Source organism: Secundilactobacillus silagei JCM 19001 (assembly GCF_002217945.1).
GTDB classification, from domain to species: Bacteria; Bacillota; Bacilli; order Lactobacillales; family Lactobacillaceae; genus Secundilactobacillus; species Secundilactobacillus silagei.
Genome location: NZ_BCMG01000002.1, coordinates 96,336 through 110,032 on the forward strand (window position 1 = coordinate 96,336; position 13,697 = coordinate 110,032).

The window sequence follows — 13,697 nt, forward strand, 5'->3', positions numbered from 1 at the left end:
GACTGCGAGTTGGCCTTGCTGGAATACTTCGTTCTTGACCACCCGTTAATAAACGCATAAAATTACAGCTGGAATTCAAGTTAATAAAATCGTTTTACTAACTCAGGAGGATTTTCTATGAAGACGCAAGATGAACTTAAAAAAATTGCTGGCTACAAAGCCGCTGAACTGGTTGAAGACGGCATGACCGTTGGCCTTGGAACTGGGAGCACGGTGCGTTACTTACTCGACGCATTAGGCGAACGCATCAAAAAAGACGGCGTGCACTTTACCGGTGTACCCACTTCTAACCGGACGGCTGAATATGGCCGTAAATTAGGCATGGAGATCAAGTCGCTAGACGACGTTGACACGATCGACATCACGATTGACGGTGCCGATGAAGTCGACCCGCAGATCAACGGCATCAAAGGTGGCGGTGGTGCCCAGACTTGGGAAAAGCTGGTTGCCACTAACTCCAAGCAATGTGCCTGGATCGTGGACGAAAGCAAAGTCGTTGACCAATTAGGCAAGTTCCCGTTGCCCGTTGAAGTCCTGGCATACGGCCACCATCAATTGGTGAAGCGGTTAGCTGACCTGGGCTACAAGCCAGAAGTCCGTCAAAAGGATGGCAAGGTCTTCCACACGGATGAAGGTAACATCATTGTTGACCTGCATTTAGGTAAGATTGCTGCGCCTTACGACCTCGCTGACGAGTTAAGCAACATGACCGGCGTGGTTGAACACGGCCTGTTTCTCGACATGACCAAGACGGTGGTTATCGGGACGCAGGACGGTGCGGTAGTTAAAACGAAATAGATCAATTAAGCGGCCCAGCCAGCGATCAGATACTGATTGCTGGCTGGGCCGCTTTGCCGTTATAGCAGGGATACCAGCGTGTCATTTGGGCTAAAATGTGCCGGTAAAAATTTCTCTTAAAAAATAGTACTTTTTGGTTGAAACCGGTTACATTCCATGATATTATAAAAGCGTGGAAGAGATAAGGAAGCCGGTACCAGGACGTTTCCAAGTTGTAGAGTTTTACCGATTAAAGGTTGATCCCGTTTTGTAGATCGAAACTAATGATTGGCAGCAAGCAGCAACAACGTTTGGTTCCAACTGTTCAGAGTTTCCGATTTAAAGGTTTAAGATTTAAGGTTCAAGTTTTAAGATTCAAGTTTTAAAATTTAGTTTCTGAGATTCAGTTTCTAAAGTTTCTAAGATTCAGAGTTTTAAAGCAACAAGTTTTAAAGCGCGGATTTCTAACGAACACTAGCCACCTAAGGGTTTTGTTCCACCACAAATTGAATATGAGTCACATGCTTAGCGTTTCGGCTAAAACGTACGAATATCTTAGATGTAGTGATATCTTCTTAGGGGTTAAAAAGGGTTCGAATGTGATGTAGGCTGGGTCTATGCGATGGTTATGTAATAACCTCTTGAGTGTAGTGAGTCGAGGTCATGAGATTCAAAAGATTCACAGTTTCATCTAATCTGATTAAACGGTAATTGAAACTGACATGTAGATGACAAGACTTTTACGGCAGTTGATCAGAAATATGTATTTGAGGCGATAGATTATTAAATTTATGTTTACGAAGCGGGTAAACTGGTTAAACGGCTTCGTCTCTTCCAACAAAGTTTCATAGGGGCTCAAGGATGAATGCATCGCAACATATTCAGCCTTGAGTCTACTTTTATGGACTCATTTCGATACTATCCACCAGTAATGGTATAATGTAATTCCTTGGCAGGGGCAACGTAAAGGATTTACTAGTTATCCATTAAATAGTAAATTCTTTTTTTATTGCCTTTTTTAGTGTTAGATTGCTGTTTCTGGGAAGTTATTGCGATTAACTTCGGTGATTTCGGTGGTATTTAAACCGGTTCACTCATTGGATTTGTCGAATGTGTGTTTACGGAACTCCCAAAACAGGGTAGAATAATATTTGCTTACTTATGTTTTTCTTAAGGAGTGAGTGGTGGTTACTACTAACGCTGTGTTTCTGAACCGGTTCATTTTTGAAAGCGCTCAACAATTCTGATCGTTTGGTACGCGCTTCGTGCCATTATTTTCAATTCAAGTCAGCAAGCGACCGTTATTGGCCAAGGCACTTTCTGAGGTGAGCCAGTTCAGCGCTCACAGCAAAAATCAGAAAGAAGGTTTATTTTAATGTCGATGTACTTAATCGTCAACATTATTGGGGTCATTGTTTATCTCGGGATTGCATTTCTATTCTCGAAGAGTAAGAAGACGATCAACTGGAAATCAACTGCAATCGTCTTAGTGCTTAACTTGGTTATTGCTTGGATCCTAACGAGTTTTTCTTGGGGCCGAGACATCGTTTCCGGTGCCGCTGCAGGATTCAACTGGTTAGTTCAAGTGGCTTACAAAGGTATCGTATTCGCCTTACCTAACTGGGTCACACCACAATACGGTGGGACTGCTAAGTCAATGAACTTCGTTACCAGTTCATTACTGCCAATCCTATTGATCGTTCCAATGTTCGATATTTTAACTTACATTGGGGTCCTTCCTTGGGTCATCAAGTGGATCGGTCGTGGACTATCTAAGATCACTGGTCAACCAAAGTTCGAATCATTCTTCTCAGTTGAAATGATGTTCCTTGGTAACACCGAAGCCTTAGCCGTTTCAAATCTGCAGATTAAAACTATGCGTGCAGAACGTAACGTCACCTTAGCGATGATGTCGATGTCATGTATTACTGCTTCCATTGTTGGGGCTTATACCCAAATGGTTCCTGGTAACTACGTTTTGACCGCGATCCCGTTGAACATTTTGAACGCGATTATCGTCACTAACATTTTGAACCCTGTCAAAGTTACTCCAGAAGAAGATACCATCGCTAAAGTTGGTGGTTCATCCGCTGCTGAAGAAGCTGAAATGGAAAATGGCAAGAGAGAACCATTCTTCTCATTCTTGGGTGATTCTATCTTAGGTGCCGGTCGTTTGATCTTGATCATTGCCGCTAACGTTATCGCTTTCGTGGCCTTAGCTGCCTTGATCGATAAGCTGTTAGGCTTGATCAACCCATGGCTATCACTGGAACATCTTTTAGGAATCGTCATGTTCCCATTTGCATGGTTGATGGGTCTGGACGTACACGATGCGTTCCAGTTCGCACAATACATGGGGACGAAGTTAGTGACTAACGAATTCGTTGTTATGGGTAAGATTGCCCCAACGATTCACAACGTGTCAATGTACGGTGCCCATTATCAAGCACAATTGACCGTCTTCTTAACTTCTTTCGCTAACTTCAGTACCACTGGTATGATTATCGGTGCCTTCAAGGGCCTGGCTGACAAAGAAACTAACAATTTGGTTTCTAAGAACGTTGGTTACATGCTGTTATCAGGTATCTTGGTATCACTCTTATCAGCTGGTATCGTGGGCTTATTTGTTTGGTAATCACCATTTACGTATAAGTCAATTGATTTAGTATTAATAACCACGACAGCCCAGATCGAGGAACACATTCGGTCTGGGCTGTTGTGGCCTAGGGTGTCGAAACTGGCTGATAGTCAGCTGAAACCCATCGCCTAAAGACGATGCAACCCCGATCACAACCGTCTCAACGACGAAAGGATAGGGATTATTTACATGAAACAAGCGCAACAACTTGAAGCAAAGAACAAGATGTCCATACGACAGGTATGGCAGAATAAGACCCTGCTGAAACAGGAGATCATCGCGGGCTTGACTGGGTTCTTCGCCATCTCGTACATTATTATTGTGAATCCGGTGATCCTAAAGGACGCCGGAATTCCCACCGATCTCAGTGTGTTTGCCACCATCATCAGTTCGGTCATTGGCTGTCTGATCATGGGTTTCTTCGCCAACGCACCGGTCATCTTGACGCCCGGTATGGGAGTCAACGCCTTCTTTACCTATACGATCTGTGCCACTATGGGCATGTCCTGGCAGGTCGCGGTGGCCATTTCAATGGTGGCCAGTGCCATCTACGCGGTGGTGGCCTTTACCAGCCTCAGTTCCGTGCTGGCCAAGGCGATTCCCAGCTCGTTAAAGAGCGGCATCACCGCCGGAATCGGGTTATTTCTGGTTGAAATTGGTTTGGAAAAAGCCGGTCTGATCACTGCTGGAAAGAACTCGCTGATCGTTTTAGGTAATTTGACGGCACCGGCCACGTTGCTGGCCATCTTCGGCATCCTGCTGAGCGTGGTGTTATACCTGCGGCAGGTACCGGCCAGTTTCTTGATTGGCATCGTGGTGACCAGCATTTTGGGTGTGACCTTGGGTATCCGTGATGAACAGAGCATTAGCGTTCATTTATCACGGTTGGCCGACTATCACCAAATCGTGCTGCACGGTGACTTCTCCCAGGCGTTAACGATTCCGTTTATTCTGGCAGCCTTCTCCATGACCATGATCCTCGTGTTTGAATCCATGGGGCTCTTGCAGGGAATCCTGCCTGATAACCGGAAATTCAAACGGGCGTTTCAGGCCAGTTCCGTCACCGCCTTTATCTCCGGCATGCTTGGTACCAGCCCAACCGTGGCTGCTGCCGAGAGTGCTTCGGGGATCGAATCCGGTGGCCGGACTGGGGTGATGGCCATCACGGCTGGCATCTTATTCGCCATTTCCACGTTCTTTGTTCCCCTGTTGGCGTACGTCCCACAGGCAGCCATTGCGCCGGTGATCATCATTACCGGTGCCATCATGATGGAGGCCATTGGCTCAATTGATATGCATGATTTTGCCGCCTGGTTTCCGGCGTTTCTGATTATTGTGTTGATTCCGCTGACCAACAGTATTTCAACTGGCCTGGCATTCGGCTTTGTTTTCTACCCAATTTTACGATTGGCAAGTGGCGACGGCCGCAACGTCAGTCCAACCATGTACGTGTTGGGCGGTTTGTTTTTAATTGATTTGGTTTTAAGTGCTCTACTATAAAAAAGTTTAGTATGGAGGATATTTCATTATGACAATCAAAATTATCATGGACACTGACCCAGGTATCGACGATGCAGCTGCAATTACCATGGCCATCAACGATGACAACATCGATTTGAAGTTGATCACCACTGTTGCCGGAAACGTAACGGTGGATAAGACCACAAAGAACGCGCTTAAATTAGTTCGGTTCTTTAATTCTGACATTCCAGTGGCAGCTGGTGCTAAGCAGCCACTGATCAAGCCTTTTGAAGACGCTGCTCGGATTCACGGTGAATCAGGGATGCCGGGATACGTTTTCCCAGACGATCTCCCAAAGCCAATGGACAAGACGGCCGTTGAAGCCCTTCGCGATGAAATTATGGCTAACGACCAGATTACCTTAGTACCAACTGGCTCATACACCAACATCGCCTTACTGTTCTCAGAATATCCAGAAGTTAAGTCTCACATCGAACGCATCGTCGCTATGGGCGGAACGTTAGGTTACGGTAACATGACTAGTGCTGCTGAATTTAACGTCTTCACCGACCCACACGCTGCTCGGATCGTTTATAACTCAGGTATTCCAATCGTGATGGTTGGTCTGGACATTACCATGAAGGCTTTACTAACGCCTGAAAGTCTTGCAAAGCTGCCAACGTTGAATGAAACTGGTAAGATGCTGCATGACATCATCATCCATGATGGTGATAACTCAGACCGCGGTATCGCCATGCATGATGTGAACACCATCTTCTATCTGCTTCATCCAGAAGCTATCACCACTGAAAAGATGTGGGTTGACGTTCAGACTGAAGGTCCAGCAATGGGTGAAACCGTTGGGGACATTCGCGGTGCTTACCACAATGGCAAGACCAACACGGCTGTTTGTGTCGACATTGATGCTGACGCATTCAACAAATGGTTCATTGAAGAAGTGTCACACATTTCAAAGTAATTAATTAGTTAACACGCTGTTTATACCACTATACAAATAGACCGCACTAAGCTGTAAGGGGCTTGGTGCGGTTTATTTATTTGGGCAGAAATTAGTACCATAAATTTTTGCTGGTAGTTTCCAAAGAGGTGAGATGTCGAGTATAATTATGGAGTGTGAAATATTCAGATCGCTGTTGGAGCTTAGCGCTCTCTTTCCGCTTCACTCCAGGCGCTTTGGGGCTGGAACGCGGTGGCACGCTCCGGAGCTAAGTTGCGGCTATTCGCCCCAACTGGATCTCCTCCGTCTCGCGTGAAACTAAGGAGTAGCCGGCGCTTCGCTACCGCCAACTCCTAAGTTTCACCGACACCGCTGAGCCCCAGCGCCTTCCGTTTCGCTGACATTCTGCGCAAACTACTTCACTAGATAACGGCATTTGCGTCAGCAACTATACCGGAAGTTGCTTAAAATCCAGTTAGTAAATGCAGTGGAGTGGGCGGGGCAAATCGTGGTGTCGGAGGTGTTAGCGAGCGTAGTTTGCTCGCTTACAGCTCCAGGTGACGGAGGAGATCCAGTTTGGCATGGCCAAACTTAGCTCCGGAGCACCTGCACTTCGAGTTGCCCCGCCCACGGAACGGAATGAACACTTTAGTCATTTTGAATGATGCCCCAAACCAGCAAGCAATAACCTACTTCAAGAGCTTGCGTACATACCATAATTAATGTAAAGTATACTAGAGCGTGAAACAAAGTGTTTCACAGGATACTTTAGGAGATTTCAATGAATAATAACCAATTTATAGCTGCGTTAAAAGCCCAGGGAATCACGGTTTCCGAAGCGCAAATGCAACAGTTCGACCAGTACTTTAAGATTCTGGTCGACACCAATCAGCATCTTAATTTAACAACCATTACCGAGCGCAACGACGTTTATCTGAAGCATTTTTATGATTCAGTGACGCCCGCTTTTTATGTGCCTGAATTACGCACTGAGACACTGACGCTTTGTGACGTTGGTGCCGGTGCCGGTTTCCCGTCACTGCCACTGAAGATTTTGTTTCCCAAGCTGCAGGTGACCATCGTTGATTCACTCAACAAGCGGATCAATTTCTTGAAGGATTTGATTGCTGATTTAGGCCTCGAAGGTGTTAGTGTGTACCATGCACGGGCCGAGGAATTTGGCGGCAAACGTTCTGAACACCGGGAAGCCTACGATGTAGTCACTGCTCGTGCGGTGGCCCGGATGAGCGTTTTAAGCGAGCTGTGCCTGCCATTAGTGAAGCTGCACGGTCAATTTATCGCTTTGAAAGCACTGCAGACCGAAACGGAACTGGCGCATTCGCAGTCAGCCATTGCCACTTTAGGCGGTAAGCTGCAGTTCGACCAGTCATTTACCCTGCCTGAATCTGGGGACGAACGGCACATCGTGGTGATCGATAAGGTCAAACCAACGCCCAAGCGTTACCCACGAAAGGCTGGCACGCCTAACAAGGAGCCACTTGGCGATTAGTTAGAAAGGGGGGACGATAGGATGGCGTTTTCGTTATTTGGTCGCGATAAAAGCAACCAGCAAAATAATGAAAGTATCAAACAAAAAGTAGTGATGGTACCAGTCGACGCAATTGTGCCCAACCGGTTTCAGCCGCGGCACGTTTTTAACCAGCGCAGCATTGACGAACTGGCGCAAACCATCGCTGACCATGGCTTACTGCAGCCAATCGTTTTACGGGAGTATGAGACGCATAAGTATGAAATCATTGCTGGGGAACGCCGCTACCGGGCAGTGAAGTCACTAAAATGGCGCGAAGTTCCCGCCATCATTCAATCGCTGTCTGACGATGAAACGGCTTCGCTGGCACTGATTGAAAACTTGCAGCGAGAAGGGCTGACCCCCATTGAGGAAGCCCAAGCCTATCGCTCATTGATGAAGTTAAATAAGCTGACGCAAAGTCAATTAGCTAAGGATGTTGGGAAGAGCCAATCCTTTATCGCGAATAAATTGCGGTTATTGAAGCTGAGCGAACCCGTCCAAACGGCGATCATGAATGAAGAGATCAGTGAACGGCATGGCCGCGCGTTATTGGCGGTCACGGAAAAGCAGCAAGAAAAACTGCTGAAGCGGATCATTGCGGATCATTTGACCGTTCGGGATGCGGAACGGCTGATTCAAAGACACCGTGCCAAAGCCAAGTCAAAGCCAACGATTCGCGCGGTTTCGGCAGATACGCGGGTTGCGGTGAATACCATTAAACGGTCGCTCAAGATGGTCAGCAATGCTGGCCTGAAAGTGAAAACCACAGAAGAAGATCACGCCGATAGCTACCGCATTACTATCGACATCATGAAAAAATCATAAGGGAGGAATGAAATTCGATGGCAGATATAATTGCGCTTGCAAACCAAAAGGGTGGTGTCGGTAAAACCACGACCGCAGTGAACCTAGGCGCCGGACTGGCCAACCTAGGCAACCGTGTGCTGCTGGTTGATATTGATGCACAAGGCAACGCAACCAGTGGGGTTGGGATTGCCAAGTCCTCCATCTCAAAAGACATTTACGACGTGCTGGTCAATGAAGAGCCGATTGCCGATGTGATCTTACATACGAGTCATAAAAAGCTAGACATCGCGCCGGCAACCATTCAACTGTCAGGCGCTGAAATTGAGTTAACGGCTCAAATTGCCCGGGAGACTCGTTTATTGGATGCCATTAAAACCATTCAAGATCAGTACGATTTCATTTTAGTGGACTGTCCGCCGTCACTTGGATTGCTGACGATCAATGCCTTTACTGCCAGCAACTCCATCTTGATCCCGGTTCAATCCGAGTACTACGCGCTGGAAGGGCTCAGCCAATTGCTGAACACGATTCAGCTGGTTCGCAAACACTTTAATCCTAATTTGAAGATCGAAGGCGTTTTGCTGACTATGTACGATGCCCGTACCAATTTAGGCAAGCAAGTCAATGAAGAAGTCAAAAAGTACTTTAAAGATAACGTCTATAAGACGATCATTCCACGTAACGTTCGGCTGTCCGAGGCACCAAGCCACGGCTTACCAATTATGGATTATGATCCCAAGTCAACTGGCGCAAAAGTTTATTCGCAACTCGCAAAGGAAGTGGCAGCTGCTCATGGCAAGCAAAAATAATAAGGGGCTCGGACGCGGCATTGAAGCATTGTTTGCGGATAATAGCGTTGACCCAGATGTAGAAACAGTGATTGATATTAAGCTCGACTCGATTCGGCCGAACCCGTATCAGCCGCGGCAAAAATTCGACCAGGCAGCGTTGAAAGATCTGGCGCGATCGATTAAAAAATCGGGGGTTTTCCAACCGATTATCGTTCGGCAGCCTGATCCGGAGGTTTCCCGTTACGAGATCCTGGCTGGTGAACGGCGGGTACGGGCTTCTAAATTAGCTGGTAACGACACGATCCCAGCAATCGTCCGGGAAGTCACCGAGCCTCAGATGATGGAGATTGCCGTGATGGAAAATTTACAGCGTGAAGATCTGACACCGCTAGAAGAAGCGGAAGCCTACGAAATGCTGATGAGCAACTTAAATCTGACGCAGGCGCAAGTTTCCAGTCGTTTAGGCAAGAGTCGGCCATACATCGCCAACTATTTACGGTTACTTGGTTTACCTAAACAGGTCAAAGAACTGCTGCAAAAAAAGCGGCTTTCTATGGGCCAGGCCAGAACGTTGCTGTCATTGAAGGACCGCACGCAAATGGTCAGTTTGGCTAACCGTGCCGCTGATGGTAAAATGACGGTACGTGCTTTGGAAGGCGTCGTTAACAAGATGAACGGTCAGGCGGCCGCTAAGCCGAAGAAACGGCTGAAGCAAAAGTCACCGTACTTGCGGGCGGGCGAAAACGTCCTCCAGGAGAAATTTGGCACGCAGGTAACTATCAATGAAGCTAAAGATGCCGGTCAGGGTAAAATTGAAATCGAGTATTTATCAGATGATGACCTCAGTCGGATTCTGGACATTCTCGACGTGCATTTAGACTAGGAGTGATTTGATGTACGATTTAGGTGATTTAGTTGAAATGAAAAAGCCGCACCCATGTGGCGTTAACCGCTGGGAGATCATTCGGATGGGCGCTGATATTAAGATCAAGTGTACCGGCTGCGGCCACATCGTGATGCTGAGCCGTCGCGAGTTTGAAAAGAAGTTGAAAAAGGTTTTAGAAAAGAAATCACAAACTGACTAAAAAAAGGAAGAGTGAAACTTTACTATGTCATTAACAGCAGGAATTGTCGGCTTACCAAACGTTGGTAAGTCAACCTTATTTAACGCGATTACCAAAGCAGGCGCCGAGATGGCCAACTATCCATTTGCCACTATCGACCCCAATGTTGGCATGGTTGAAGTCCCTGATTCACGGCTAGACCGGATCCAGGAATTGATTCCAGCCAAAAAAGTTGTCCCAACCACCTTTGAATTTACCGATATTGCCGGCATCGTTAAGGGTGCCAGCAAAGGTGAAGGATTAGGTAACAAGTTCTTGGAAAACATCCGTCAGGTGGATGCCATCGTGCACGTTGTACGGGCATTTGACGACGATAACATTACCCACGTTGCGGGTAAGATCGACCCAATCGATGATATCGAAACCATTAATTTGGAATTAGGCCTGTCCGATCTGGAAGCTGTTGATAAGCGTTTGGGTAAGGTTCAACGGGCTGCTAAGGGCAGTGACAAGGTAGCTAAGGCTGAACTGGCTGTTTTGAACCGCATCAAACCAGTGCTGGAAGCCGGCAAGAGTGTCCGGACGATGGACTTCGATGAAGATGAAACGCCAATCGTGAAGGGTTTATTCCTGCTGACCAGCAAGCCAGTCCTTTATGTGGCTAACATTGCTGAAGATGATATGGCGGATCCTGAAAACTCGAAGTACTTCAAGTCAATTCAGGATTACGCTGCTAAGGAAGGCGCTGAAGCGATTGCCGTCGCTGCTGAACCAGAAGAAGAGATCGCCGAATTAGACGATGACGAAAAGGCAGACTTCCTGGAAGCTGAAGGGGTTAAGGAACCCGGTTTGAACCGGTTGATCCGGGCCTCATACAAGCTGTTAGGACTAGAAACTTTCTTCACGGCTGGTGGTAAGGAAACTAAGGCTTGGACCTTCAGAAAGGGCACAAAGGCACCACAAGCGGCCGGAATCATTCACTCAGACTTCGAGCGTGGCTTTATTCGAGCAGAAGTAATGGCATTTGATGATCTGGATAAGTTAAAGACTGAAAACGCCGTTAAGGATGCTGGTAAGCTGCGGGTTGAAGGTAAAGATTATGTGATGCAGGATGGGGATATTGTGGAGTTTAGGTTCAATGTCTAGAGTGCGGAACGAGACGTTAAGAGAGTGGAGTATAAGGCGCTAAGGCCAAAAACCCCGAACTTGGGTTTATGGTCTTAGTGACTTATATGCAACTCTCTGCCTTGTGGAGCAGGTTTCAGCTATGTAGTAGGGAGAAGGAGAAATCCTGGGTTTGGATTTATGGCAAAGTTACCTTACACATAGCTCCTTGCTTGCTGGAGCACGTTTCGGCAATGTGGCAGGGAAAAGGCGTTTACACAACTTCCTACCTGCCGAATCGACGGAAAAAATCCCCCAATAAAACAGTAAAAAAGGAGACCCAAAATTGACCGAAAATGAAAAGCGCAATGCCGGTGCCCAGCAGCATAATCGTAACGCTGCCGTTCACCAGGATCGCAATAATACAGTCAAAAATGAGCACGCTGTGTTTGATAATATTGGTTTGACCAAGCGGAACGCGGATTATATGTTTCGTTTTAATCAGGCCTTACAAGCAACTAAGCTCAATCCTGATAAAAAGGCCGAAACGGTTAAAAAAATTACGGCTGAACTTTTAGCAGGACAGAAGACGGGTAAAACGGCCCGTAATTTGTACGGTAATGACGTGGATGCCCACGTTAAGGAAATTGTTGAAGGACCAGTCCGACCAGCCGGTGCCATGGATCCATACTGGCCCAGTGTACTGTATAACGGACTGAACTTCTTCACGATTTTTAGTATTATGTTTGGGATCATGTTTCTCATTTCACCAGCTTCGCAAAAGTCTGGTCAAACCGTTGGCTTAATTTCAATTATTGTGTCATCGGTTATTGCTGGATTTGCGTTGCCGCTGGTACCACGGATATTCGATTCGAAACGCGAACACCGTTACGCGCTTTGGATTCGAATTATCGGTGCGGTAGTCTTCCTGATTTTTTGGCTATTATTGTTCACCCTTACGTCAGCCTTACCAGGCTATTTGAACCCAGCTTTAAACGCATGGGTCATGATCGTGCTTGGTGTTCTAGGCGCGTTAGCTTCAATTTGGGTTAAACGTCAATATAAGCTGACACAGGGATTCTTCGGGAGTACCCCGCAAAATCGTCGCAGACGTTAATGCGTTAATAAATTAAAATGGTCTGATATTCAGCCAGTGATGACTGAACATCAGACCATTTTTGATTGTATTGAACGTCCCGAACAAACCCGTGACAAGTAAATAAATCGTTCCCAATTTGTTTGAAAAACAAGGATAAAATGGGCTTTTTAAGGCTACTTTGATGAGAATTCGAACTAAAAGCTTACAAGTTGATGAGAATCCTTGCATTTTGTGAAAGTCGCTGGTATATTACCAAACAATACTAAAAAAATAATCAAGGGAGCGTTCATTTCAATGACTACTAATTGGGATACAAAGTTTGCAAAACAAGGGATTACTTTTGATGACGTGTTACTCATACCCGCAGCAAGTCACGTGCTGCCAAATGACGTAGATTTAAGGGTCCAGTTAGCTGATAATTTGAAATTAAACGTACCGTTCCTCAGTGCCAGCATGGACACTGTTACAGAATCGAAGATGGCAATTGCCATGGCCAACAATGGTGGCCTGGGTGTCATCCACAAGAATATGTCTAAAGAAGCTCAAGCCGGTGAAGTGGCTAAGGTTAAGGCCGTTACCAGCGATCAGTTCGGCAAGCACGCCGCCGTTGATGATCAAGGTCGGCTATTAGTTGCTGCCGCTGTTGGGGTTACCTCAGATACCTTTGAACGGGCTGAAGGCTTATTGGCTGCCGGTGCCGATGCAATTATTATCGACACTGCGCACGGTCATTCAGCCGGTGTTTTGCGGAAAGTCGCTCAGATTCGTGATCACTTCCCAGATGCCACTCTGATTGCAGGTAACGTTGCCACAGGTTCAGGTACCCGGGCACTGTTCGAAGCCGGCGTAGACGTTGTTAAAGTGGGTATCGGTCCCGGTTCTATCTGCACCACTCGGGTCGTTGCCGGTGTTGGTGTTCCACAATTGACAGCCATTTACGATGCCGCAGAAGTGGCCCAAGAATTCCACAAGCCAATCATTGCTGATGGCGGGATCAAGTACTCAGGCGATATCGTGAAAGCCTTGGCCGCTGGTGGCAACGCCGTCATGCTTGGCTCAATGCTTTCAGGAACTGATGAAGCCCCTGGCGAAGTCTTTGAAGATAACGGCAAGAAGTTCAAGTCATACCGTGGCATGGGTTCCTTAGCAGCCATGGAACACGGTTCAGCTGACCGTTACTTCCAAGGTGGCGTGAACGAAGCCAACAAGCTGGTGCCAGAAGGAATCGAAGCTCGCGTTGAATACAAGGGCAGCGTCGATGACATCATTTTCCAAATGGTCGGCGGTCTGCGTTCCGGCATGGGCTATACGGGCTGTGCCACCGTTCAAGATTTGATCAACGATGCCCAGTTTGTCCGCATCTCTAACGCCGGTTTAGTTGAATCACATCCCCACGATGTTCAGTTAACTAAGGCAGCACCTAACTACAAATAAGTAACGGCAGACTGATTTTTAATCAGTTTTAAA

The 13,697-nt window shown here is 46.9% G+C and carries 12 protein-coding genes; all 12 read left to right on the plus strand.

All coding sequences use genetic code 11. From position 1 onward, the window contains the following. The first annotated feature begins 117 nt into the window (after positions 1-117). The 12 genes from rpiA to guaB all read left to right on the plus strand — a co-directional run bounded on the left by rpiA (position 118) and on the right by guaB (position 13,664). Entirely contained in the window at positions 118-798 is a 681-nt protein-coding gene (rpiA, locus tag CES79_RS02145) for a ribose-5-phosphate isomerase RpiA (protein ID WP_089136175.1), read from the plus strand. A 1,360-nt stretch (positions 799-2,158) separates the two neighbouring features. Next, positions 2,159-3,412 carry a NupC/NupG family nucleoside CNT transporter gene (locus CES79_RS02150; protein ID WP_054654929.1) on the plus strand — a complete coding sequence of 418 codons (1,254 nt, stop codon included), beginning with the start codon at positions 2,159-2,161 and terminating at the stop codon, positions 3,410-3,412. A 192-nt stretch (positions 3,413-3,604) separates the two neighbouring features. Then, the gene (locus CES79_RS02155; RefSeq protein ID WP_089136176.1) at positions 3,605-4,915 is read left to right on the plus strand and encodes an NCS2 family permease; all 1,311 of its coding nucleotides are present in this window, start codon (positions 3,605-3,607) and stop codon (positions 4,913-4,915) included. A gap of 28 nt (positions 4,916-4,943) precedes the next feature. Then, positions 4,944-5,855, plus strand: a complete 912-nt coding sequence (gene rihC, locus CES79_RS02160; RefSeq protein ID WP_054654894.1) for a ribonucleoside hydrolase RihC — start codon at positions 4,944-4,946, stop codon at positions 5,853-5,855. A gap of 760 nt (positions 5,856-6,615) precedes the next feature. Beyond that, positions 6,616-7,344, plus strand: a complete 729-nt coding sequence (gene rsmG / locus CES79_RS02165; protein ID WP_054654895.1) for a 16S rRNA (guanine(527)-N(7))-methyltransferase RsmG — start codon at positions 6,616-6,618, stop codon at positions 7,342-7,344. Between the two features lie 21 nt (positions 7,345-7,365). Continuing rightward, a complete protein-coding gene (gene noc, locus CES79_RS02170; RefSeq protein WP_089136177.1) occupies positions 7,366-8,190 on the plus strand; it encodes a nucleoid occlusion protein in 825 nt (274 codons plus the stop codon). A gap of 17 nt (positions 8,191-8,207) precedes the next feature. Further along, complete coding sequence (locus CES79_RS02175) at positions 8,208-8,981, plus strand: ParA family protein (protein WP_054654899.1); 774 nt, start codon at positions 8,208-8,210, stop codon at positions 8,979-8,981. Then, entirely contained in the window at positions 8,965-9,846 is an 882-nt protein-coding gene (locus CES79_RS02180) for a ParB/RepB/Spo0J family partition protein (RefSeq protein ID WP_089136178.1), read from the plus strand. Before CES79_RS02175 ends, CES79_RS02180 begins: the two co-directional genes overlap by 17 nt. A 10-nt stretch (positions 9,847-9,856) precedes the next feature. Then, positions 9,857-10,048 (plus strand): DUF951 domain-containing protein, encoded by a 192-nt coding sequence (locus tag CES79_RS02185; protein ID WP_054654901.1) that lies wholly within the window; start codon positions 9,857-9,859, stop codon positions 10,046-10,048. 24 nt (positions 10,049-10,072) lie between these two features. Further along, positions 10,073-11,173 carry a redox-regulated ATPase YchF gene (ychF, locus tag CES79_RS02190; RefSeq protein ID WP_089136179.1) on the plus strand — a complete coding sequence of 367 codons (1,101 nt, stop codon included), beginning with the start codon at positions 10,073-10,075 and terminating at the stop codon, positions 11,171-11,173. A gap of 304 nt (positions 11,174-11,477) precedes the next feature. Then, entirely contained in the window at positions 11,478-12,248 is a 771-nt protein-coding gene (locus CES79_RS02195; protein WP_089136180.1) for a DUF1129 family protein, read from the plus strand. A gap of 276 nt (positions 12,249-12,524) precedes the next feature. Further along, the gene (guaB, locus tag CES79_RS02200; protein ID WP_089136181.1) at positions 12,525-13,664 is read left to right on the plus strand and encodes an IMP dehydrogenase; all 1,140 of its coding nucleotides are present in this window, start codon (positions 12,525-12,527) and stop codon (positions 13,662-13,664) included. The last annotated feature ends 33 nt before the right edge of the window (positions 13,665-13,697 follow it).